General features: G+C 34.8%; 25 protein-coding genes. All 25 read right to left on the reverse strand.

From position 1 onward, the window contains the following. The 25 genes from QFA95_RS06870 to rpmH all read right to left on the reverse strand — a co-directional run bounded on the left by QFA95_RS06870 (window position 1) and on the right by rpmH (window position 22,870). A complete protein-coding gene (locus QFA95_RS06870; RefSeq protein WP_486462778.1) occupies window positions 1-885 on the reverse strand; it encodes a phytoene/squalene synthase family protein in 885 nt (294 codons plus the stop codon). Then, a complete protein-coding gene (crtI, locus tag QFA95_RS06875; RefSeq protein ID WP_486462779.1) occupies window positions 875-2,341 on the reverse strand; it encodes a phytoene desaturase family protein in 1,467 nt (488 codons plus the stop codon). The genes QFA95_RS06870 and crtI overlap by 11 nt, the downstream gene beginning before the upstream one ends. After that, on the reverse strand, window positions 2,338-3,249 hold the full coding sequence (locus tag QFA95_RS06880) for a polyprenyl synthetase family protein (RefSeq protein ID WP_486462780.1): 912 nt from the start codon (window positions 3,247-3,249) through the stop codon (window positions 2,338-2,340). Before QFA95_RS06880 ends, crtI begins: the two co-directional genes overlap by 4 nt. A gap of 69 nt (window positions 3,250-3,318) precedes the next feature. Further along, entirely contained in the window at window positions 3,319-4,068 is a 750-nt protein-coding gene (locus QFA95_RS06885; RefSeq protein ID WP_486462781.1) for a bacteriorhodopsin-like, read from the reverse strand. A gap of 224 nt (window positions 4,069-4,292) precedes the next feature. Continuing rightward, entirely contained in the window at window positions 4,293-4,529 is a 237-nt protein-coding gene (locus tag QFA95_RS06890; RefSeq protein WP_486462782.1) for a hypothetical protein, read from the reverse strand. A 192-nt stretch (window positions 4,530-4,721) separates the two neighbouring features. Continuing rightward, window positions 4,722-6,551: a glutamine--fructose-6-phosphate transaminase (isomerizing) gene (gene glmS, locus QFA95_RS06895; RefSeq protein ID WP_486462783.1), complete on the reverse strand. Its 1,830-nt coding sequence runs from the start codon at window positions 6,549-6,551 to the stop codon at window positions 4,722-4,724. A gap of 2 nt (window positions 6,552-6,553) precedes the next feature. Further along, a complete protein-coding gene (gene glmU, locus QFA95_RS06900; protein ID WP_486462784.1) occupies window positions 6,554-7,915 on the reverse strand; it encodes a bifunctional UDP-N-acetylglucosamine diphosphorylase/glucosamine-1-phosphate N-acetyltransferase GlmU in 1,362 nt (453 codons plus the stop codon). Between the two features lie 60 nt (window positions 7,916-7,975). Continuing rightward, window positions 7,976-8,395: a F0F1 ATP synthase subunit epsilon gene (locus QFA95_RS06905; protein ID WP_009851964.1), complete on the reverse strand. Its 420-nt coding sequence runs from the start codon at window positions 8,393-8,395 to the stop codon at window positions 7,976-7,978. Window positions 8,396-8,416: 21 nt separating this feature from the next. Next, on the reverse strand, window positions 8,417-9,850 hold the full coding sequence (atpD, locus tag QFA95_RS06910; protein ID WP_486462785.1) for a F0F1 ATP synthase subunit beta: 1,434 nt from the start codon (window positions 9,848-9,850) through the stop codon (window positions 8,417-8,419). Between the two features lie 35 nt (window positions 9,851-9,885). Continuing rightward, window positions 9,886-10,752 carry a F0F1 ATP synthase subunit gamma gene (gene atpG / locus QFA95_RS06915; RefSeq protein ID WP_486462786.1) on the reverse strand — a complete coding sequence of 289 codons (867 nt, stop codon included), beginning with the start codon at window positions 10,750-10,752 and terminating at the stop codon, window positions 9,886-9,888. A gap of 14 nt (window positions 10,753-10,766) precedes the next feature. Further along, window positions 10,767-12,308: a F0F1 ATP synthase subunit alpha gene (atpA, locus tag QFA95_RS06920; RefSeq protein WP_486462787.1), complete on the reverse strand. Its 1,542-nt coding sequence runs from the start codon at window positions 12,306-12,308 to the stop codon at window positions 10,767-10,769. A gap of 17 nt (window positions 12,309-12,325) precedes the next feature. Further along, window positions 12,326-12,862, reverse strand: a complete 537-nt coding sequence (locus QFA95_RS06925) for a F0F1 ATP synthase subunit delta (RefSeq protein WP_486462788.1) — start codon at window positions 12,860-12,862, stop codon at window positions 12,326-12,328. 6 nt (window positions 12,863-12,868) lie between these two features. After that, window positions 12,869-13,339, reverse strand: coding sequence for a F0F1 ATP synthase subunit B (locus QFA95_RS06930; protein ID WP_486462789.1), 471 nt, complete (start codon window positions 13,337-13,339; stop codon window positions 12,869-12,871). Window positions 13,340-13,364: 25 nt separating this feature from the next. Then, the gene (atpE, locus tag QFA95_RS06935) at window positions 13,365-13,646 is read right to left on the reverse strand and encodes a F0F1 ATP synthase subunit C (protein ID WP_009852625.1); all 282 of its coding nucleotides are present in this window, start codon (window positions 13,644-13,646) and stop codon (window positions 13,365-13,367) included. A gap of 19 nt (window positions 13,647-13,665) precedes the next feature. Beyond that, entirely contained in the window at window positions 13,666-14,472 is an 807-nt protein-coding gene (atpB, locus tag QFA95_RS06940) for a F0F1 ATP synthase subunit A (protein ID WP_486462790.1), read from the reverse strand. 13 nt (window positions 14,473-14,485) lie between these two features. Beyond that, window positions 14,486-14,884 (reverse strand): ATP synthase subunit I, encoded by a 399-nt coding sequence (locus QFA95_RS06945; RefSeq protein ID WP_486462791.1) that lies wholly within the window; start codon window positions 14,882-14,884, stop codon window positions 14,486-14,488. Between the two features lie 68 nt (window positions 14,885-14,952). Beyond that, window positions 14,953-15,834: a ParB/RepB/Spo0J family partition protein gene (locus QFA95_RS06950; RefSeq protein WP_486462792.1), complete on the reverse strand. Its 882-nt coding sequence runs from the start codon at window positions 15,832-15,834 to the stop codon at window positions 14,953-14,955. Window positions 15,835-15,836: 2 nt separating this feature from the next. Further along, complete coding sequence (locus QFA95_RS06955; protein ID WP_486462793.1) at window positions 15,837-16,598, reverse strand: ParA family protein; 762 nt, start codon at window positions 16,596-16,598, stop codon at window positions 15,837-15,839. Further along, complete coding sequence (gene rsmG, locus QFA95_RS06960; RefSeq protein WP_486462794.1) at window positions 16,595-17,206, reverse strand: 16S rRNA (guanine(527)-N(7))-methyltransferase RsmG; 612 nt, start codon at window positions 17,204-17,206, stop codon at window positions 16,595-16,597. Before rsmG ends, QFA95_RS06955 begins: the two co-directional genes overlap by 4 nt. Before the next feature lies 1 nt (window position 17,207). Continuing rightward, the gene (gene mnmG / locus QFA95_RS06965) at window positions 17,208-19,103 is read right to left on the reverse strand and encodes a tRNA uridine-5-carboxymethylaminomethyl(34) synthesis enzyme MnmG (RefSeq protein ID WP_486462795.1); all 1,896 of its coding nucleotides are present in this window, start codon (window positions 19,101-19,103) and stop codon (window positions 17,208-17,210) included. Between the two features lie 116 nt (window positions 19,104-19,219). Further along, window positions 19,220-20,581, reverse strand: coding sequence for a tRNA uridine-5-carboxymethylaminomethyl(34) synthesis GTPase MnmE (gene mnmE, locus QFA95_RS06970; RefSeq protein WP_486462796.1), 1,362 nt, complete (start codon window positions 20,579-20,581; stop codon window positions 19,220-19,222). Next, the gene (gene yidC / locus QFA95_RS06975) at window positions 20,574-22,181 is read right to left on the reverse strand and encodes a membrane protein insertase YidC (RefSeq protein WP_486462797.1); all 1,608 of its coding nucleotides are present in this window, start codon (window positions 22,179-22,181) and stop codon (window positions 20,574-20,576) included. The genes mnmE and yidC overlap by 8 nt, the downstream gene beginning before the upstream one ends. Window positions 22,182-22,197: 16 nt before the next feature. Then, complete coding sequence (yidD, locus tag QFA95_RS06980) at window positions 22,198-22,410, reverse strand: membrane protein insertion efficiency factor YidD (protein ID WP_486462798.1); 213 nt, start codon at window positions 22,408-22,410, stop codon at window positions 22,198-22,200. Continuing rightward, on the reverse strand, window positions 22,400-22,732 hold the full coding sequence (gene rnpA / locus QFA95_RS06985; RefSeq protein ID WP_486462799.1) for a ribonuclease P protein component: 333 nt from the start codon (window positions 22,730-22,732) through the stop codon (window positions 22,400-22,402). The genes yidD and rnpA overlap by 11 nt, the downstream gene beginning before the upstream one ends. A gap of 3 nt (window positions 22,733-22,735) precedes the next feature. Further along, window positions 22,736-22,870: a 50S ribosomal protein L34 gene (gene rpmH, locus QFA95_RS06990; protein ID WP_009852641.1), complete on the reverse strand. Its 135-nt coding sequence runs from the start codon at window positions 22,868-22,870 to the stop codon at window positions 22,736-22,738. Between the last annotated feature and the right edge of the window lie 77 nt (window positions 22,871-22,947).

Below are 22,947 nucleotides of genomic sequence, written 5' to 3' on the forward strand. Positions count from 1 at the left end.
TTAATTATTGGTACTCGGTGAATTCTTAATTGGAAGATGAAGCATATTATTATGAATAGGCTGATAATTTTTATTTTTTTTACTTTTGAGTAAAAATTTTAATGTATGTAATAACTTTTCAGCACCATTCAAATATACCCTCCCATTCGTGAAGGGTTGTTTCTTTTTAATTATTTTTTTTCCAATGCCTTGATATAAACTTGATGCTAATCCGAATGCCATTGAAAGATCTTTAGGTAAAAATTTTATTGCATAATTAGCACTATTAAAATATTTGTCAGCAATATTTAAAATTCTAAATTTCTCTTGTTCTACCTTTGCAGTCACATCAGGTTTTGTTAGAACATCGCCAGCTGATACTGCTCCAATTAAATTTTCAGGAATATATACTCTTCCTCTAAGAGCATCCTCCTGAATATCGCGAACGATGTTAACAAGCTGCATTGCGATGCCTAAGTCAATTGCAAAAAATTTAAGATTTTCATCTTTAATATTAACTGCGTCACATACCATCAATCCAACGACACCAGCGACCCGGTAACAATATCTTAATAGTTCATTGATTGATTTTGGTTGTCTAAAGTCAATATCACTCTCTTGTCCTAAAATGAATTCTTCAAAGTATTTGATTTGAGGGAATTGATCATCATTTAATCTTTTTAAAGAATCAAACTTATTTTGTAAATTTTTTTTTGTAAGATCTTTTTTTAATACATCTATTTCTTTAATTGCAGCTTCTTTACTTTGATCATCTACAATATCATCTAATCTTCTACACATTTCGTAGATTGAATATATAGGATCAATATAGTCTTTACCAAGAAATCTTGAAGCCCAATAAAATGACTTACCATGTTTTTTAATTATTTTTCTGCTAACGTTCATTTAATATTCTTTCAATAACTTTGGCAGAATTTAATACGCCAGGAACACCTGCTCCAGGATGTGTTCCAGCACCAACATAGAATAAGTTTTTATAATAATCATCTTTATTATGAGTTCTAAACCATGCTGATTGTGTAAGAATTGGTGCAATTGAAAACCCCGAACCATGCGGTGTCATATAAGACTCCTTAAAGTCATTTGGCGTCATGACAAATAGATCATCAATATGTTTTTCTAAATCAGGCATAATTGTTTTAGCCAATGCCTTGACCACCTTATTAGCATATTCATCTTTTATTTCATTCCATGATATATCTGCTTGCAAGTTTGGTACTGGAACTAAGGCATAGAAACTATCATGATTTTTAGGAGCAAAACTTTGATCGGTGGCTGTTGGTCTATGTAAATAGATTGAGAAGTCTTCTGCTAATACTTGCTTGTTAAAAATATCATCTAATAATTCTTTATACCTTGGTCCCATCCATATTGTATGATGTGCAATCTTTGGATAAGTTACCTTTGTTCCAAAGAATAATACAAATAACCCCATAGAGTGTTTTGCAAACTTGTTCAAAAATTTATTTTGGATTGATTTATTTTCTTCTCTTAAGAAAATAGAATTTACTGTTATTGGGTCAGAGTTAGATACGACTAGATCAGTATTAATGCTGGCTTGGTCTTTTATATGAATTCTGGATATATTTTTTCCATTCACCTCTAGCCTTTCCACCTCATGATTTGTTTTAATGGTGATGCCTTGCCTTATCATTAAATTCTTTAACTCTTCCACAACTTTTGCCATGCCTCCCATGGCAAAATAAATCCCCCATTTTTGTTCCAATGCATGAATTAGTGCATAGATTGACGATGTTTGAAATGGATTCCCCCCTACCAGTAAAGGCTGAATGGAAAAAACATTACGTAAATTTTGATCATTTAGGTAACTCGACACAAACTTATACACTGACTGATACCCCTTTAACCTCAGAATATCTGGGGCATGTTTGAGCATTGTGGATAATCTATGAAATGGTTTATCAGCCAGTTCTAGGTAACCTATTTCAAATATTTCTTCTGCTTTTTTTAACATTCGATTGTAGCCATCTACATCTTTTGGGTTGATACGTTGTATCTGATCAAGCATTTGTTCACGATTAGGTACATAATCAAATTCAAATCCATTTACAAAATAAAAGCGATACCATGGATCTAATGGTTTAAATTCAAGATAATCTTCTAGATTTTCATTAAATAATTCAAAAAGTTCGTAAAACAAATTTGGGGCTGTGATTACTGTCGGCCCAGCATCATGAATGTATTTTGCTCTTTTAAATTGTTGTGCCCTTCCTCCAACGGCATCTAATTTTTCTAATAACGTTACGTCATGACCCATTGCTCGCAACCTTAATGCAGCTGCTATTCCTCCAAAACCTGAGCCAATGACTGTTGTTTTCATAATGATTCTTTCATTTGGTTGGCGATACTAATAAATATTGGTTGAAGAACGATGGGGACTTGATGAATGAATTTATCAATCTCATTTAATTTCTTTATTATTCGATCATTCGCATCCTTTAATGATAATTCAATAGAATGTTTATCATTATTTTTTTGATTTTTTTCCTTCATTAGGATACTTATGAAATTTAAATGATTTAAAGATATATCAGTTTTTTTACTTTTTATGTTTATATAATCATTAATCATCTGATACGCCAGACCAATGCTGTACATTAATTTATTAAGCCCGGTTAGTTCTGATTCAGACAATTCTTTACATCGAAACATTCCATCTAATGGTGTCATCAATAGAGGCCCTGTTTTTTCATAGGCAATGTTTTCATAATCTTTCATACTTATTTTTTTTATATCCACGCCAACATCTGACACTTGTCCAATGATTATTTGTTTCATACTCAATGATAATGAGTTTAATAAAATATTTTGGTGCCAACCTGTTTCTATTTCCGATAGTTTTTGAAAAGCTTGAGCTATAATAAAGTCACCAAGACATATGGCAGCTGGCACACCATACTTTTTCCATATGGTCGTCAAACCTCTTCTTTTTTCATCTTGATCACAAATATCATCATGAATTAAAGATGCTGTATGAATCAATTCACATGCAACAGACCATTTAATAACCGTATTTTTTGGTAAATTTAATAACTCTCCTGATGCAAGAGCAAGTTGTGCACGAATAAATTTCCCTTTAGATCGGTTTTGATATTTAAGCCATTCGTTTAAGATAATTTTCTTATCTTGTAAGGATTTTTGAATTTCTTTTTTTACAAGATGTAAATCAGCTGTCGCCTCAGGTGGCATAAAAAATTCATCAAAATGACTGCTGATAATTATTTTCATATTAAAAAAAACGCGCCTTTTAAAGAGGCGCGTTTCTTATCTCAAGTTTCTAGATGTAATATTGATCTATTATGCACCTGCATCAGACTTACGCTGAGCAATCATATAAATCATTACACCAAACAGTGCTTTTGCAACCACGTCGGCAACTGTATAACCTACTTGAATTGCAGGGTTAACAGCGCCTGGATCTGCTTGTAAACCAATCATTGGGAAAACAAACACGATTGGGTAGAAGCACCATGACAAAATAGTTAAAGTTCTTGCTTTACTTACAAGTCCTTGAACTGCTTTTGGCTGTTTGCTGATTGATGCACCAAGACCATTAACAAGATCCCATACGATATATACAAATGGAATCATTGCTAATACCCACCACATCCAACGATCACCGTACATTGAAGGATCAGTAATTACTTCACCTGGGTAACCTAAGATGACCATCACTGCAGCAGCTAAAGCTAATTTTGTACCTTTAGAATATGTTTCCTCTTTTGAGAGTCTCATCACTAAGACTAGCTCTAAGAGTAATAGAGGTACAGTTAGTAACCAATCCACATAACGATAAGCATCATTGAATTGAGCACCTGTTGCTTCAACAGAACCATTAACTAGTGTGTAAGCATCATTGAAGCTTTCAAACATTCTTAGATAATGATAAAAAGCGATTAAACAAACTAACCCTGATAGGGATAGTGCCGTTTTGTATGCTGGAGCGACTTGAGAACGCTGAGCAAAAAAGAATACTGTTGCCGCACCAAATGTTGCAATTGCGAAAGACAGTGAGTTATAGACTAAATTATATCCGCCTACTTCCATAGAGATTCTCCATTTAAATGAATTGGTTCTTTGAGACTATCTTCATCTCACAAAAAACACAAAAACCCATAAACTTAAACCAATACCTCTCCCCATGTATTTACTTAAATTTATAGACCTAAGTACCAGAATAACCTGATACGCTATATGGACTTTAAGAGTTTTTAAAGGTTCAAAAAAAAACCCTTGTTTCCAAGGGTTTTTAAATAATGATTTAAACGCTTCTATTTACGTGCTTTCCAAATAGAATAAAGCACCCAGATGGCTACAAGACCCACAATGCCTTCACCACCTAGTGAATTAATGTGCCCTGTTACAGTTTCAATAATCCTTGGTTCGCCAAAGAATGGAATTGCTGCACCACCCATGAGAATTTGCAAAACGATACCAAGTGCCAAGAGACTGATTACTGTCTCAGCAAGGGATGCTGCCCAAGTTCTTACTGTTTTTAAAATATCCATCTATTACTTCTCCTTATGTAGTAATAACTATAGAAATTACGTTTAAACTCTCTTCACTTTAAACATAATAAAACCTTACTCTTTTTAGGGAAAAATACAATATTTTGTGGAAAAAAATAGGTTGACAACTATATATTGATTATTTATATTAAAGAGTTCCTGTATTAAAAATCAAAAATATTAATCTCATAGTTATTCAACTGTTACAGATTTAGCTAAATTTCTTGGCTTGTCTACATCCGTTTTTTTAACCAATGCTACATGATAGGCTAACAATTGGACCGGGATGGTATGAACAATTGGAGACAGAATTCCAATATGACGATGAGTTCTAATCACAGATAGCCCTTCCTCAGCATCAAAGGTACTATCAGCATCAGCAAAAACAAACAATTCACCGCCTCTAGCTTTTACTTCTTGCATATTAGATTTAACTTTTCCAAGTAATCTGTCATTTGGTGCTATGACAACTACAGGCAAGTTTTTATCAACCAGTGCTAAGGGGCCATGTTTTAATTCACCAGCAGGGTATGCTTCCGCATGAATATAAGAAATCTCTTTTAACTTTAAGGCGCCTTCAAGTGCTATAGGATAGTGAATACCCCTACCTAAGAAAAGGGCGTTATCTTTTTTTGCAAATTTTTTTGCCCATGCCTTAATCTGTGGCTCAAGATTCAGCGCTGTTTGAATATGTCCAGATAATTTTCTTAACTCATTGATAAATTCTAATTCTTTCGATTTAGAAATTTTTTTATTCTGTCTTCCAAAAAGAACTGCCAACACAAAAAGACTCACTAATTGAGTTGTAAAAGCTTTTGTTGATGCAACCCCAACCTCAACCCCAGCTCGAGTATAAAGTACATGATCAGATTGCCTTGCGATAGTACTTTCTTGAACATTACAAATAGCTAAAGATTTGCTATTGCCATTTTTTTTCGCTTGTTTTAATGCTTCAAATGTATCTAAGGTTTCACCAGACTGTGAAATTGTAATAACAAGTTGTTTTTTTGGCGTCACAACTTCTCGGTATCGATATTCACTTGCTATTTCAACATTAACAGGAATTCCTGCAATATTTTCAAACCAATATTTTGCCGTTAGCCCTGCATAGAAACTTGTTCCCGCAGCTAAAATAAGAACAGAATCAAATCTACTGGCATCAAATTTTTTTCCACCAATTAATTTTGGACTAATAATTTCATCATCAATAATTGATTCAATCGTATCAGCAACAGCAACTGGTTGTTCATAAATTTCTTTTTGCATAAAATGACTATACGGTCCAAGTTCCATCTGATTATTTTTTAGTTCACTGGAATGAATCTTACGATTAATTTTCTTTTTATTTTGATTAAAGAGTTGGTACCCATTCATGTTCAATATTCCAACATCACCGTCTTCTAAATAAATTACTTGATTAGTAACGGATAAGAGTGCAGATATATCGGATGCAATATAATTCTCTCCATCTGCTATCCCAATAATTAAGGGGCAGCCATTTCTTGCTACTATTATTTCTTCTGAGACTTTATCCGTTATAGCAACTGCATAAGCTCCTTCTAATTTGCTGCATGTTTTTATAACAGCATCAAATAAAGAAGACTTTCCTTTTTTAAAAAAATGAATTAGGTGAGCAATGACTTCTGTGTCTGTTTCAGAATTGAATTTATACCCTTTGTCTTTTAAAAATTTACATAGCTTTGCATGATTTTCAATAATGCCATTGTGAACTACCACGATCTCATCATTTGAGATATGAGGGTGAGCATTTTTTTCATTCACTCCACCATGGGTCGCCCAGCGGGTATGGCCTATGCCAATTGATCCACTTATTTTTTGTTGATTGACTTTCTGTTGAATGGTTGCAACTCGTCCAACTGATCGAACTCTTTTAATACGACCCTTATTGATTACAGCGATGCCAGCAGAATCATAACCTCGATATTCTAATTTTTCTAAACCATCTACTAATATTGGAACAATATTTTTGTTTATAGCAACTCCGCCAACAATTCCACACATAATTATTTTTTCTTGGGCCTTATCCAGTTATCAATATTTTTTTGCTCAACTCTTGAGAGGGTAAGTTTATTTTCTGGAGCATCTTCTGTGATTGTAGAACCAGCGCCAATCGTTGCACCTTTTTTGATTATGACCGGAGCAATTAATTGTGTATCTGACCCAATAAAGACATTATCCTCAATTATCGTTTGGTGCTTATTGGCACCATCATAATTACAGGTAATTGTGCCAGCGCCAATATTTACATCTTTTCCTATTTGAGTATCGCCAACATACGATAGATGATTTATTTTAGAATGGTCATCAATATTAGATTTTTTAAGCTCAACAAAGTTACCAATATTAATGTTATTTTTTAATGTTGTTTCAGGTCTGATTCTTGCATAGGGACCGATAGTACAATTATCACCGATTAGTGCATCATCAATATGATTAAATGCATTGAGGCTTGTATTTTCACCAATTTCTGATGCTTTAATAATGTTATATGGTCCGATTTTTGAATTTTTCTTTATAGACACATTGCCCTCAAAAATACAGCCAACATCTATGGTGACATTTTCCTCGCATGTTAATGACCCTCTGATATCTATCCGATTTGGGTCAATAATTTTAACGCCTTGCTTAATTAACTGCGCAGCTTTTTCTTGCATATACATTCTCTCAAGTAGAATAAGCTCTTCCATTGAATTGATGCCCTGAATACTTGTTTCGGTATCCGCCTTTATGCCAACAATATCAACATTATCCTTATTAGCAAACTCTATGATATCAGTTAAATAATATTCTTTTTGTGCATTATTGTTGTCTAACTTTGTTAACCATTTTTTTAAATGATTTGACTCTACACACATTATGCCTGTATTGATTTCAGTGATATTTTTTTGCTCGTTGTTGCAGTCTTTTTCCTCGACAATTTTTATTATTTTTTGTTTGTTTTCATCCCGGACAATTCTCCCAAAACCAACGGGGTTGTTTTTATCAAAAGTTACAAGTCCTATTCCTGTTTTTTTTGAAGCATCCGTAAGCTTAAGAAGAAGTTCTTTATTTATTAATGGTACGTCGCCATACAAAATTAAAGTAAATTGACTTGTGATTTCTTTAATCGCTTGAATTACAGCATGACCTGTCCCGAGCTGTTCTTGTTGAATAACGAAATCAAGTTTTTCATTCAAAAAATAATTTTTTATTTCATCAGCTTTATAACCAATGATCGGGATGATCTTGTTCGGATTCAATTCTCTGGCTGTATTAACGACCCTTTCTAAAAAAGGTTGGCCAATAAATTCTTGCATCACTTTTGGTTTAGAGGACTGCATACGAGTCCCTTTACCAGCTGCTAATATTACAATATCTAAATTCATAATTATGATGAGTATAAACAAAAAAAGCAGCCAAAAGCTGCTTTATTATATTAAGAATTTTTATTTCTTTTTTCGTAAACGCTGTATAGCTTGTATCTGAGCAACCGCCTCAGCTAACTCAGCTTGTGCTTTTGCGTAATCAATATCACCTTTTTGTTTTGTTAATGCATCTTCAGCTTGCTTTTTCGCTTGATTCGCTTTTGCTTCATCAAGATCTGATCCTCTTACAGCAGTATCTGATAACACTGTAACTGAACCTGGCTGAACTTCCAGGATGCCACCTGAAACGTAAACTAACTCCTCATCATTTTTACCTGATAATTTAATACGAACAGAACCCGGCTTGAGAGTTGTAATCATTGGAGCGTGATTAGGATATATACCTACTTCACCCATGGCTGATGGAGCAACAACAAATTCAGCCTCGCCTGAAAAGAGAGACTCTTCTGCACTTACTACATCTACTAAAACTTTACTCATAAGTTATAACCTAAAAATTAATTAAAGTTTTTTTGCTTTCGCAACGGCTTCATCGATACTTCCAACCATGTAAAATGCCTGTTCAGGCAAGTCGTCATATTCACCATCAACAATCGCTTTAAACCCTGTAATTGTTTCTTTTAGTGAAACATACTTACCTGGAGAGCCGGTAAAGACTTCTGCCACATGGAATGGTTGTGATAAGAATCTTTGAATTTTACGAGCTCTGTTCACAGCTAATTTATCATCAGGTGATAATTCATCCATACCAAGAATTGCAATAATATCTCTTAATTCTTTATATTTTTGAAGCGTTGCTTGAACTTTACGAGCCACTTGATAATGATCTTCACCAACGACTTGTGGATCTAGTTGTCTTGATGTTGAATCAAGTGGATCAACAGCTGGATAAATACCTAGAGATGCAATATCACGAGATAACACAACAGTAGAATCCAAATGCTGGAAGGTTGTTGCTGGAGATGGGTCAGTTAAGTCATCTGCAGGCACATAGACCGCTTGAATTGATGTAATAGATCCAGTTTTTGTGGATGTAATTCTCTCTTGAAGTCGACCCATTTCATCTGCTAGCGTTGGTTGATATCCAACCGCTGAAGGCATACGGCCTAGTAGAGCTGAAACCTCAGTACCAGCAAGAGTATAACGATAAATATTGTCAACAAAGAACAGAACGTCACGTCCTTCATCACGGAATTTTTCCGCCATTGTTAATCCAGAAAGTGCAACTCTTAAACGGTTACCTGGAGGCTCATTCATCTGGCCAAACACCATAGCTACTTTAGACTCTTTCATATTATCTAGCTTAATAACACCAGCATCAGACATTTCATGATAGAAGTCGTTACCTTCACGCGTTCTTTCACCAACACCAGCGAAAACTGATAGACCAGAATGTTGTTTTGCAATGTTATTAATCAATTCCAACATATTCACTGTTTTACCAACACCAGCACCACCAAATAAACCAACCTTACCGCCTTTAGCAAACGGACAAATCAAGTCAATAACTTTAATTCCTGTTTCTAATAATTCAACAGATGGGGATAGCTCACTAAATTCTGGAGCTTTTTGATGAATAGAACGATGCTCTTTTGAATCAATTTTACCAACCTCATCGATTGGTCTTCCCAGTACATCCATGATACGACCCAATGTGCCTTCGCCAACAGGTACTTGAATTGGTGCGCCAGTTGAAGTAAATTGAGTGCCTCTAGCTAACCCATCTGTTGAACCCATCGCAATTGCTCGTACAATGCCATCACCAAGCTGTTGTTGAACCTCTAGGGTTAAACCTTCTTCAGCTGTTTTAGCATTTGCATCTTTGCTATCAATCTTTAAAGCATCAAAAACTTTTGGCATTGAATCTCTTGGAAATTCAACATCAACAACAGCTCCGATACACTGAACTACTTTTCCGATTTGTTTGGCACTCATTTTTTTTCCTTACTCATCTCAAAAAAATTAAAAAATTAAGAAACTGCGGCTGCTCCACCCACGATTTCTGATATCTCTTTCGTAATTGCTGCCTGACGTGCTTTGTTATAAACAAGCGTCAGTTCATCAATCACATTAACTGCGTTATCTGAGGCAGCTTTCATTGCAACCATACGTGCTGATTGCTCTGATGCCATATTCTCTGCAACTGCATGATAGATCATTGATTCGATATATCTCTTCAATAGCTCCTCTATAACAGCATCAGCAGTAGGTTCATAAATATAATCCCATGGGCCTTCAGGTGCACCAATTTTGTCACCATTCAGTGGTAAGATTTGATCCATGATTGGCTCTTGCTTCATGGTATTAATGAATTTTGTAAAACAGATATAAAGTTGATCAATTTCACCATTAATATATGAATCCAACATCACCTTAATACTGCCGATTAAATCGTTCAAATGTGGCGTATCGCCAAGACCTGTTATATTCGACTTCACATCTGCGCCGATACGATTCATGAAGCTAAAGCCTTTAGTCCCAATTGCTGCGATTTGGACTTTTTTTCCTTCCTTTTCCCAGCTTTTGATTTGGTTTAACGATGTTCTTAAAACGTTAGTGTTTAGACCACCACACAAGCCTTTGTCTGATGTAACAACAATAAGACCAACATTCTTCACTTTATCTCTTGAAACTAAAAAAGGATGTTTAGATTCAGATTGAGCATAAGAAAGATGTGCTGCTACATTTCTAATTTTTTCTGCATAAGGTCTTGCAGCAGCCATACGATCCTGAGCTTTACGCATTTTTGATGCAGCTACCATTTCCATCGCCTTAGTGATTTTTTTGGTATTTTCTACACTCTTAATTTTTGTTCGTATTTCTTTACTACCAGCCATAAATTTTCCAAATATTAATATTTGCTAGAAGATTTAAAATCTTCAATAGCTTTAACTAAATCTTTTTCATCTTTTTCAGATAGGTCAAGATTTTTCTCAATACTTTCCATTACCTTTTTGTGTTTAGAAGCTATAAAGCCATGCAAGTCTGATTCACATGTAAGAATTTTCTCTACTGGCACATCGTCAAAATAGCCATTATTGGCGGCATATAAAGTTACTGCCATTTTAGAAACACTTAAAGGACTGTACTGTGCTTGTTTCATTAATTCGGTAAACATTCTTCCTCGATCTAACTGTTTTCTTGTAGCTTCATCAAGATCAGATGCAAACTGAGCGAATGCTGCCAATTCACGGTATTGAGCCAAAGCTAATCGCACACCACCACCAAGCTTTTTAATTACCTTGGTCTGGGCAGCGCCACCAACTCGAGACACTGAGATACCAGCGTTAATAGCTGGTCGAATACCCGCATTAAACAAATCAGATTCTAAGAAGATCTGACCATCTGTAATAGAAATAACGTTTGTTGGAACGAAAGCTGACACGTCACCAGCCGCAGTTTCAATAACAGGAAGCGCAGTTAATGAACCCGTTTTGCCTTTCACTTTACCCTTAGTAAAATTTTCAACATATTCTTCATTTACTCGAGCAGCTCTTTCTAATAAACGTGAATGAATATAGAACACGTCACCAGGATATGCTTCACGACCTGGAGGTCTTCTTAAAAGTAATGAGATTTGACGATAAGCAACAGCTTGTTTACTCAAGTCATCATAAATTATTAATGCGTCTTCTCCACGATCTCTAAAATATTCACCCATGGTACAACCAGCGTATGGAGCCAAAAATTGCAGTGCAGCTGAATCAGATGCTGATGCAACAACAACAGTGGTGTATTCCATCGCACCGGTTTCTTCAAGTTTTCTAACCACGTTAGCAATGGTTGAAGCTTTTTGACCGATTGCAACATAAATACAGGTCATGTTTTGACCTCTTTGGTTGATAATCGCATCCACAGCTACGGCTGTTTTACCAGTTTGTCTGTCGCCAATAATTAATTCTCTCTGACCTCGACCAATCGGAACCATAGAGTCAACAGATTTAAGTCCAGTTTGAACTGGTTGAGAAACAGACTTTCTAGCAATAACACCAGGAGCAACTTTTTCAATTTTGTCTGTTAATTTTGATTTGATTGGACCTTTGCCATCTAATGGGTTACCCAAAGCATCAACAACACGACCAACCAATTCAGGGCCAACAGGAACCTCTAAAATCTTACCCGTACATTTACACGTATCACCTTCAGAAATGTGTTCGTAATCACCAAGCACAACAGCACCTACAGAGTCTCTTTCCAGGTTAAGAGCCATGCCGTAAGTATTGCCAGGGAACTCAATCATTTCTCCAGACATAACATTTGATAAACCATGTATTCGCACAATACCGTCTGTAACTGATACAACGGTACCCTGAGTACGGGCCTCTGAGGAAGATTTGAAATCTTTGATCCGACTTTTAATCAGTTCACTAATTTCTGAGGTTGATAATTGCATTATTTTCTCCTGGGTAATTACGCTTTCATTGAGAAAGCTAAACTTTCAAGTTGTCCTTTGACTGAAGCATCTATGACAGTGTCACCAACAGTGATTACACTGCCACCCAAAATAGATTGATCTATTTCAACTGTTGCTTCAATTTTTTTATTTAATTTCTTTTCTAAGTTTTTAATTATTTCGTCTGTTTCTTTTTTTGTAATCTTAGTTGCAACTACAATATTCGCCGTAACAGATCCTTCTTCATTTGCTTTTAAATTTTCAAACGCCTCACTGATGAAGGGTAAAATCAATAGGCGTTTGTTTTCGATGAGAAGTTTTACAAAATTTTCACCTTCCTTATTGATATTTTTTTTACAAATATCAAGGATTAATTTTTCTTTATCTGTATCCAGTAACTTTGAATCATTAATTACAGACTTTACAGCTACATCTTCAACAACATGAGATAGTAAACTCAGAGTGTCAGACCATGCTTGTAATTGGTTTTGTTCTTTTGCAAGATCAAAAACTGCTTGTGCATAGGGTCTAGCTATTGTTGAAATTTCAGCCATATATTCTTATAGTTCCTTAGAAAGTTTTGTTAACATCGCGCTGTGAGCTTTTGCATCAATTTCTTTTTCAAGAATTTTTTGTGCTCCCTCAATTGCTAGGGATGCCACTTGTGATCTGAGCTCTTCTTTTGCTTTATTAACTTCTTGATCAATTTCGGATTTCGCATTTGCAATAATACGATCTGCATCTGTTTTCGCATTTTGCTTTGCCTCTTCAATAATTTCACTTGCTCTTTTTTCCGCTTGCGAAACTATTTCAGATGACTTCTCTTTTGCTCCATCCAAAACTTCTGTGGTCTTTTTCTCAGCCAATTCTAGAGAGGCTTTGCCTTCCCTGGCTGCTGCTAGACCATCAGCAATTTCTTTTTGTCTATTTTCAATTGCGTTTAAGAGCGGTGGCCAAACAAATTTAACTGTAAACCAGATTAAAATTGCAAAGGTTAGTGCTTGCGCAATTAAAGTAAAATGGATGTTCATTTGATCTCCAGATTAAAAACTTAAATTAAACGCCAGGTGTAACACCCATTGTTAAAGGATTAGCAAAAGCAAACATCATCACAATACCAACCGCAATAATAAATGAGGCATCAATCAAACCTAATAATAAAAATACTTTTGTTTGTAATTGTGAAATCATTTCAGGCTGTCTAGCAGCACCGTCTAAGAAACTAGCACACATGATACCGATACCGATACAAGCACCAAGCGCTCCAAGGCCAACCATAAGTCCTAGACCAATAGCTGTATAAGATTGAACTGTTGCTAAAAATTGTAAAGCTTCCATTTAAATTCCCTTCAAAAAATTAGTGGCCCTCATGAGCCATGGATAAATATACTACTGTGAGCATCATGAATACATATGCTTGAAGCGTTACAATCAGGATATGGAATATAGCCCAACCTGCACCCAACAATACACTTCCTGCAGTACCCACTACTCCAGAAAAACCTGCAAGCATGGCGATCAATAAAAAGATCACCTCACCTGCATACATGTTTCCAAATAACCGTAATGAATGTGATAACGGTTTAGAAACATATTCAATTAAATTAAAAATAAAATTTGCTGGCCAAACAAATGGATTTGATCCAAATGGTGCACAGAACAATTCATGTACCCAGCCACCTAGGCCTTTTACTTTGATGCCAAAGAAAATCATCAAGAACCAAACACCTAAGGCCAAAGCAAATGTAGTATTGACATCAGCTGTTGGGACGTTTCTCCATTCATGAATACCAAACCATCCTAAAATGGTGGCCATGATGTCGATAGGCAAAAAGTCCATCGCATTCATCATAAATACCCATAAAAATACGGTCATTGCCGCCGGAGCAACAAAGCTGTGACGGTCACCATGAAAGGTTGCTTTAACTTGGTTGTCGATAAAAGTAAAGATCAGTTCAACAAATGCTTGTGTTTTTGTAGGAACATCAGAAGTTGCTTTTCTGGCAAACCACCAGATGAAACCCATAGTTAAGATACCGAGGATAATAGACACAACAACAGAGTCTAAATTAAGTGTCCAGAAAGGCGAATCGCCAATTTGTAATTCATTAAATGCTAAATGATGACCTATGTATTCATTTGGTGAACTATAGGAGTCTGCCATATTTATTTCTCAATTAATTTTTATCTAACTTTGATATTGCCAAACCTGACATCAGTGCAGAAATCGCTAAACCTAACACTAATCCAAAAGGCTGAATATCATCATAAAACTTATAAGCTGCCCATAACGTTAAAATTATGAACAACAATTTAACCAACTCAGCTTTGATCAAGTTAACCACAACTGCTGATCCTGGCTGGCCCTTAATATTTGTTTTTGCTATGGGGAAGGCCAATAAAAAACCGCCAATGACTGATCCAAAACCAATCAAGAGTGACATACCAAGCGCCATTGAATAGTTTATGACTAGCAACAAAAATATAATGGAAGCTACAATAAATTGTCGCAAAACCATTTTCTTTATTTGTTGGGGTAAGCCTCCGAGTTTTGCAGTGAATAAATCTAAGTTCATAGTCTCACTGAAAACGTTCCTTACAAAAACACTGAATTTTGAATGGAAATTAAGGACAAGTCAAGGCTTTATGATTGATTTAATTTTAGTTTATTTAAGAGGATATCTAATTCATCTAAATTACGATATTTAATCTTTATTAAACCTGAATTATTATTTTTATTCTCAATGGTAATTGGAAACCCTAATTTGTCTGAAAACTCTTTTTGAAGTATTTCAATGTCATTATTTTTATTGTTATCTTTCGATATTTTTTTATTGTTTACCTTCGTAATTCCAGATTGAATCAACTCTTCAACTTTACGAACTGACAACTTTTCATTAATGATTTTTTGACACACCATATTTTGCTGGTCGGCAGATAAAGAAATTAATGCCCTGGCATGACCCATGTCAATATCACCTAAATTAAGTTTATCTTTTACAAAATCGGTTAGCTGGAGCAATCTTAGTAAATTTGATACAGCTGATCTTGACTTTCCTACTGCATCTGAAGCTTCTTCATGAGTCATGCCAAACTCATCAATCATTTTTTTTATTCCTTCAGCTTCCTCAATAGCCGATAAATCAACCCTCTGCATGTTTTCTATCAGCGCGATAATAGATGCTGTTCGATCATTAATATCTCGAACGATTACCGGGATAGTGTCAACCTTTGCTAGTTTAGCCGCACGCCATCTTCTTTCACCTGCAATAATTTCAAAATTATTTTCCGATTTACGAACAATAATTGGCTGCATTAGACCTTGCTCGATTATTGAATCAGCTAATTCTTGAAGGGATTCTTCATCAAATCGTTTTCTTGGCTGATATTGCCCAGGGTTTAACTGATCAACAGAAATATTTTCGATCATTTCTCCTTTTAATGGTTTTTCTTGAACCTGATCTTCTTCAATTTCTGATTCAAATAGGGCGCTTAAGCCTCTACCCAATCTTTTCTCTTTTGACATAATTAAACCCTTCCTTCTTTCTCAATAATTTCTTCAGCTAACTCTAAATATGCCTTCGCTCCTTTAGATCGCTTATCAAACTGTATCGCAGATTGTCCGTGACTTGGTGCTTCAGCAATCCTGACGTTTCTCGGAACAATTGTTTTGTAAACTTTGTTTGGGAAATAAGCAGATAACTGATCTGATACCTCTTTGGTTAATTTATTACGTCGATCATAAATTGTCCTTATCAAACCTTCTATTTGGATTTCTGTGTTGATTTGTTTTTTTATTTTTTTAATCGTGTTAATCAAATCAGTTAATCCCTCGAGAGCAAAATATTCACATTGCATTGGAATTAAAACAGAATGTGCAGCAGTTAAAGCATTTATTGTGATTAAGCCCAATGATGGTGGGCAATCTAACAAAATATAATCATATTTATTTTTTTGGTGAAGTTTTTTCTTCAACATTGATTCACGATGTTTTACGTTTACCAACTCTAATTCAGCAGCGGCTAGGTTTTGATTTGCAGGAATGACGTCATAAAATTTACTTTTTAAAATTACTTTTTTTACCTCTTCATCGTTAACTAATAAATCATAAACAGTTTTTGTTTGTTTGTTTTTTTCAAAGCCTGAAGATGAGGTGGCATTCCCTTGAGGATCCAAATCCACTAACAAGACTTTTTTTCCTTTTATTCCCAATGCTGCTGATAAATTTACTGCGGTAGTTGTTTTACCAACCCCGCCCTTTTGATTGGATATTGCCACAATTTTTGTCATGAATTTTTAATCTCAATTATTTTTCTTGTTCCTTGTAAAAAAGGGACCATGACATCGTAATTAACAAATGTTAAGTTCAAATCATCTAATTCGTTCATGACATCAGGTCCTTTCATTGCAATAAATTTCCCATTAACTTTAATTAAATGCTTTGTTAGTTTAATCATTTTTTTTATTTCAGCAAAAGCTCGTGAAATTATGATATCAAATTGCTCAGTTACTTTGTATTCTTCAACTTTTATGTGCACAGCCATGACATTTTTGAGATTTAATTTACCAATCATCTCTTGTAAAAAACTTATTTTTTTTGAAACTCCATCCACCAACACAAATGATTTGTCAGGGTTGAAAAGAGCCAAAATTAATCCAGGAAAACCTGCGCCTGTGCCAACATCCAAAATTCGTTGTGAATTTTGAATAAACCCATTGACACTTAAACTATCCAAAAAATGCTTTGTAATGATTTCACTATCTTCATTAATAGCTGTTAAGTTATAAACCTTATTCCATTTTTTTAAGGTTGCTAAATAAATCTCTAATTTTTCAATTAATAAGACATCGTTTTCATACCCAAGCTCATTAAGTCCATCTACGATTAAAGAGTTCAACCTAAGCCTTTAATTTCTTATTTTTAAGTAAATTATTTTTTTTCAAATACACCACGATCAGAGCAATATTGGCTGGTGTAATGCCAGAAATTTGACTTGCTTGTCTAATATTTTCTGGTTTAACTTGTTCTAATTTTTGTATTGCTTCATTGCTTAAACCATTGATTTCATTGTAATTTATCTCTTTTGAAATATTGAGATCATACTGTGACTGTATTTTCAGTATTTCTTCTTTTTGTCTATTGATGTAGCCAGAATATTTTGCAGTAATTTCAACCTGCAAAATCACTTCTGGTGAAAACTCATTGCTCTTTTGCAAACTATCTAAGAGATGATTGACTTCAACACTTGGTCGCTTAATTAAATCAAATGCCGAATATTCTCTTTCTAATTTTTTACCAAACAATCGTAATTGTTCTTCATCAGATAAATCTGATGGTTTTATAACCAGCTTAGATAAAAAATGATTACATTCGTCTATCTTGCTGTTTTTATTTATTAATTCTTGATATTGCTGATCATTCACCACCCCTAATTTATGCCCAATTGGTGTTAATCTAATATCAGCATTATCCTCTCTTAGAAGTAAGCGATATTCGGCTCTGCTTGTAAACATACGATAAGGTTCTGTAACTCCGCGAGTAGTCAAGTCATCAATAAGTACTCCAATGTATGCTTCCTCTCTTGTCGGACACCAAGCCTCTTTTTGATCAATGCTCAAAGCAGCATTAATGCCTGCCAACAAACCTTGAGCAGCCGCCTCTTCATAACCTGTCGTTCCATTAATTTGTCCAGCAAAATATAAACCTGAGATATTTTTGGTTTCTAACGATTTATGTAAATTTCTTGGATCAAAATAATCATACTCTATGGCATATCCTGGGCGAAGAATGAAGGCATTCTCAAGCCCCTTAATTGACCTAACTAGTTCATATTGAACATCAAAAGGAAGGCTGGTTGAAATGCCATTTGGATACACTTCATGAGTGTTTAAGCCTTCTGGCTCTAAAAAAATTTGATGCGATTCTTTATCAGCAAATCGATGAATTTTGTCTTCAATAGATGGACAGTATCGCGGGCCTACCCCTTCAATCACGCCTGTATACATAGGTGATCGATCTAAACCTCCACGAATAATATTATGAGTCTTATCATTGGTATGGGTAATCCAGCAAGAGATTTGATCAGGATATTTAATTTCATTGTCTACTCTTGAAAAGTAAGGTATGGGCAAATCACCTGGCTGCTCATCCATTACACTGTAATCAATTGAACGCCCATCTATTCTTGGTGGTGTTCCTGTTTTGAGTCTGCCTATGGGTAAATTTAAGGATCTAAGACGGGATGCTAAACTTTTTGCTGACGGATCTCCTGCTCTTCCAGCCTCATAATTATCTAAACCAATGTGAACGACCCCCTGAAGAAAGGTTCCGGCAGTCAATATTATTTTTGAAGTATTAAAAACAATCCCTGATTCCGTCACTACTCCAGTCACTGCATCGTCTTTTATACTAATATCATCTACAGGTTGCTGAAAAATCCATAGGTTTTCTTGATTTTCCAAAAAAGATCTTACAGCTGAACGATACAAAACACGATCGGCTTGTGCTCTTGTTGCCCTTACTGCAGGGCCTTTGCTTGCATTAAGAGTTCTAAAATGAATGCCTGCTCTGTCAGCAGCTTTGCCCATAATACCACCCAATGCATCAACTTCTTTGACCAGGTGACCTTTACCAATCCCACCAATAGAGGGATTACATGACATTTGACCTAGAGTTTCAAGATTATGGGTAATCAGTAAAGTTTTTTTTCCCATGCGTGCGGAAGCTAAGCACGCTTCTGTACCAGCATGTCCGCCACCAATGACAATTACATCAAACTGATTAGGAAAATTCATGTAGTTTTAATTTAAAAAATAATATATTTGGCAATTTTACTGTAAAAAGTTTCTAAATAGTGATGTTTCACGTGAAACATTAATTTATCTTTTATTATTTTGTTTCACGTGAAACATTATTTACCAATACAAAAACGGCTAAATATTTCACCTAGCAGATCTTCTGTTGAAAATTCACCGGTAATGGAAGACATTTCTTTTTGAGCTAAAAATAATTCTTCTGCAACCAGCTCAGGCTGCTCTATCCTTTCTAGAGCTTTCTTTAGGTAATTATTAATTTGTTTCAAGGCATCTAAATGTCTTTGTCTTGATGAAAATAATTGTTCATTTGTATCAAAGCTTTCTAAACCAAATGACTTTAATATTTCATTTTCCAGCAAATCTATGCCCAAGTTAAACTTGGCCGATACATAGACTAGGGGGTTCTTATCAAAATAGGTGGCTTTTGCTGCTTTGGAAGATAGATCAATCTTATTTATAACCCAGATTATATTCATATCGTCAGAGAAAATATTGTGATCTAAATAATCCTTTATTTCCGACTCGTCATCCAACACAACAATTACAAGAGCAGATCTTTCAATAGTTGCCCTAGTTTTTTCTATTCCTGCTTTTTCAACAACATCATTAGTTTCTCGAATACCTGCAGTATCCACAAATTTTATTGGGATACCATTTAAATTTACAGATGCTCTCACAGGGTCCCTGGTTGTCCCAGGAATATCGGTAACAATAGCCACCTCTTCTTTTGAAAACAGATTAATTAAAGTTGATTTACCAACATTTGGCTTGCCTACCAAACAAACTTGAAATCCATCTTGGATAATTTGTCCTTTTGAAGCAATTTTATTTAAGTCTAGGATCGATTGTCTAATGGATTCAATTTTTGCCTTAATTTGTCCTTTTTTAATAAAATCTATCTCTTCATCAGGAAAATCTAGACAAGCCTCAATATACATGCGAATATCAATTAACTCTTTCAATAAATTATTGATTTTTAGGGAAAAATCTCCTTTTAATGAATTTGCTGCATTAATCACCGCACTTTTGGTCGAGGCATTAATGATATCTGAAACAGCTTCTGCTTGCGTCAAATCAAGTTTGTTATTAACGAATGCTCGATAAGTAAACTCTCCGGGCTGAGCCATTCGAGCACCCAAGCTTAAAACTTCTTCAAGGAGAGTTTGTAACAAGGCAGGACCGCCATGAAGCTGAAACTCAACCACATCCTCGCCTGTAAACGATTTTGGAGATTTAAAGCCTAACAACAAGCCTTTATCTATTAATTGTCCGTCTTTTAATAAAAAGGAAGAAAATACAGCCCGATGAGACTCTATTGTTTTAACTTGGGTAATTTTTTGGGCTATAGAAAAGGCATCAGGTCCTGAAATTCTTATAACACCGACACCACCCATCCCCGCAGCAGTGGCAATAGCGGTAATGGTCTCGTCATCATTAAGAAATGATGAGTTAACCATTTCCTTTCTTTTTCAGTGCGTTGGCATGTATCTGTTTATTCACATACCATTGTTGCATCATTGATAAAACATTATTGATAAACCAATAAAGAACTAAACCGGCCGGGAAGAAGAAAAAGAAAATACTAAAAACAATCGGCATCATCATCATTAATCGTGCCTGTGTTGGGTCTGTTGGTTTTGGGTTTAGTTTTTGCTGTAAAAACATAGAAGCCGCCATCAGTATAGGCAAAATATATAAAGGATCCTTGACGGATAAATCTGTAATCCAACCAAAAAATGGAGCTTGTCTTAATTCAACTGCACCCAATAAAACCCAATATAAGGCAATGAAAACCGGAATTTGAATTAAAATCGGCAGACAACCCCCCAATGGATTAATTTTTTCTGTTTTATATAGCTCCATCATGGCTTGTTGCATTTTTTGTTTATCGTCACCAAACTTTTCTTTCATGCTTTGAAGTCTTGGTGCCACTTCTTTTAACTGCGCCATTGATCTATAGCTTGAAGCTGATAGCGGGTAAAAGAAAATTTTTATTACTAAAGTAAGTAAAATAATTGATACACCCCAATTGTGAACAATTTTTTGTATTCCTGATAATAACGAAAATAATGGGGAGGCGATAAAGGTTAACCACCCATAATCAACTGTATATTCCATTCCGGGTGCAGCTTTAAGCAATTGTTTTTTTAATTGTGGGCCTGAATATAGAACTGAACTCACTTCAGCGCTTGATCCTGGCTCAACAGTTGATAATTTTGCTCTAACGCCTGCAGAGGAGATACCATCAGTTAAGCGTTTTGTATAAAACTGTCTTGGTGAATCGCCAGGTATTATCCACGCACTCGCAAAATATCTTTGAATAATTCCAATCCATCCATCATTAGAGTTCAGACTAAATGGCTTCTGATTATCAATGTCATCAAAATCAATTTTTTTGAATTTATTTGCATCATTAAAATAAGAAACTCCAGTAAAAGTCGGCATCATACCTGACGTTTCTGCAGACTTGTGATCATGTAATAGTTGATAATAAATTTGCGGTTGAACAGCTAAATCACTTTTATTTGTAATCGATGTAATAAGCTTGATTTGATAATTATCGTTTGAAAAAACATAAGATTTAACAACCTTAATATCATCATTTTCAAAGGTTAATGGAATAACCAAGTCTTGATCAGATGACTCATAATTTGATTGTTCCGATTTAAAAACATCTTTATGTGAGGGTAAGTTTTTACCAATTAAACCACTCTGGGCAATATACAAAAGCGGGTTCATTTCATCGGTAAAAATTTCATATAAACCATCTTTGTTATCGTTTTGAAAATTCACTAATTTTAATTTTCTGACATCTCCTCCAACCGTATTTATTTCAGCTTCGTATAGAGATGTTTTAACAAATATTTTTTGTTCACTATTTAGTTGATAAGCTGGGCTGTCCATAGCACTTGAATCGTAATCGCCTGACTGGGTTTCTGCTAATTCAGCATTATTAAGAGCTAATTCATTCTGTAATTGTTTTTGTTGCCATGAATCCCATAACAACAGTAACGCGAATGAAAAAACAACAAAAAGTATTAAACGTTTAGTTTCCATAATTTCCTATCTGAGTCTATGGTAAAGGGTCATGCCCGCCTCGGTTCCATGGGTGGCATTTTAAAATGCGCTTTATAGCTAAAAACAAAGCATAAAAAATATTATGTTTATTTAAAGCCTCAATTGTATATTCAGAACAGGTGGGCGTAAACCTACATGATGAAATAAAAAAAGGACTGATTAATTTTTGATAAAGTTTGACAATAAAAATAAGAATACTATTTAGCATATTGATCTAAAAAGTCATGAATGTCTTTTGTTACAGTTAAAAAATCATTATTGGTAAAATGTTTTTTTACTTGGATCACAATATCAAATTTTTTTGAAGTCTCATTGCTTCTAAATATTGAACGAATGGCACGCTTCATGTAATTCCTACAAACAGCTTTTTTGTTAATTTTCTTGCTGACAATTAAACCAAAACGGTTAAATTGCAATTGATTCGGTTTATGATAAATATTTAGGAAAACACCGTTAAAACGCTTCCTTAAAACAAAAACGGATGAAAAATCATCCGCATTAGTTAATCTGGTAAGCGAGCTTACGATCAAAGATTAAAGACCTAGACGAGCTCTTCCTTTAGCTCTTCGTGAAGCAATCACAGATCTTCCGCCCTTAGTCTTCATCCTAACCAAAAAGCCATGAGTTCTAGCTCTTTTAACTTTTGATGGCTGATAAGTACGTTTCATAATTTGTATTCCAATTAAATTAAATTTTGATCGCGAAATATACCCAAAAAACAACTAAAAGTCAATTTAATTAATTT

The sequence above is a fragment of the Candidatus Methylolitoribacter marinus genome, from assembly GCF_051853155.1.
GTDB lineage: Bacteria > Pseudomonadota > Gammaproteobacteria > Burkholderiales > Methylophilaceae > BACL14.

Coding starts and splice junctions, on each gene's coding strand:
- QFA95_RS06870 (WP_486462778.1), bottom strand. CDS start 885: ATGAACGTTAGCAGAAAAATAATTAAAAAACATGGTAAGTCATTTTAT.
- crtI (WP_486462779.1), bottom strand. CDS start 2,341: ATGAAAACAACAGTCATTGGCTCAGGTTTTGGAGGAATAGCAGCTGCA.
- QFA95_RS06880 (WP_486462780.1), bottom strand. CDS start 3,249: ATGAAAATAATTATCAGCAGTCATTTTGATGAATTTTTTATGCCACCT.
- QFA95_RS06885 (WP_486462781.1), bottom strand. CDS start 4,068: ATGGAAGTAGGCGGATATAATTTAGTCTATAACTCACTGTCTTTCGCA.
- QFA95_RS06890 (WP_486462782.1), bottom strand. CDS start 4,529: ATGGATATTTTAAAAACAGTAAGAACTTGGGCAGCATCCCTTGCTGAG.
- glmS (WP_486462783.1), bottom strand. CDS start 6,551: ATGTGTGGAATTGTTGGCGGAGTTGCTATAAACAAAAATATTGTTCCA.
- glmU (WP_486462784.1), bottom strand. CDS start 7,915: ATGAATTTAGATATTGTAATATTAGCAGCTGGTAAAGGGACTCGTATG.
- QFA95_RS06905 (WP_009851964.1), bottom strand. CDS start 8,395: ATGAGTAAAGTTTTAGTAGATGTAGTAAGTGCAGAAGAGTCTCTCTTT.
- atpD (WP_486462785.1), bottom strand. CDS start 9,850: ATGAGTGCCAAACAAATCGGAAAAGTAGTTCAGTGTATCGGAGCTGTT.
- atpG (WP_486462786.1), bottom strand. CDS start 10,752: ATGGCTGGTAGTAAAGAAATACGAACAAAAATTAAGAGTGTAGAAAAT.
- atpA (WP_486462787.1), bottom strand. CDS start 12,308: ATGCAATTATCAACCTCAGAAATTAGTGAACTGATTAAAAGTCGGATC.
- QFA95_RS06925 (WP_486462788.1), bottom strand. CDS start 12,862: ATGGCTGAAATTTCAACAATAGCTAGACCCTATGCACAAGCAGTTTTT.
- QFA95_RS06930 (WP_486462789.1), bottom strand. CDS start 13,339: ATGAACATCCATTTTACTTTAATTGCGCAAGCACTAACCTTTGCAATT.
- atpE (WP_009852625.1), bottom strand. CDS start 13,646: ATGGAAGCTTTACAATTTTTAGCAACAGTTCAATCTTATACAGCTATT.
- atpB (WP_486462790.1), bottom strand. CDS start 14,472: ATGGCAGACTCCTATAGTTCACCAAATGAATACATAGGTCATCATTTA.
- QFA95_RS06945 (WP_486462791.1), bottom strand. CDS start 14,884: ATGAACTTAGATTTATTCACTGCAAAACTCGGAGGCTTACCCCAACAA.
- QFA95_RS06950 (WP_486462792.1), bottom strand. CDS start 15,834: ATGTCAAAAGAGAAAAGATTGGGTAGAGGCTTAAGCGCCCTATTTGAA.
- QFA95_RS06955 (WP_486462793.1), bottom strand. CDS start 16,598: ATGACAAAAATTGTGGCAATATCCAATCAAAAGGGCGGGGTTGGTAAA.
- mnmG (WP_486462795.1), bottom strand. CDS start 19,103: ATGAATTTTCCTAATCAGTTTGATGTAATTGTCATTGGTGGCGGACAT.
- mnmE (WP_486462796.1), bottom strand. CDS start 20,581: ATGGTTAACTCATCATTTCTTAATGATGACGAGACCATTACCGCTATT.
- yidC (WP_486462797.1), bottom strand. CDS start 22,181: ATGGAAACTAAACGTTTAATACTTTTTGTTGTTTTTTCATTCGCGTTA.
- yidD (WP_486462798.1), bottom strand. CDS start 22,410: ATGCTAAATAGTATTCTTATTTTTATTGTCAAACTTTATCAAAAATTA.
- rpmH (WP_009852641.1), bottom strand. CDS start 22,870: ATGAAACGTACTTATCAGCCATCAAAAGTTAAAAGAGCTAGAACTCAT.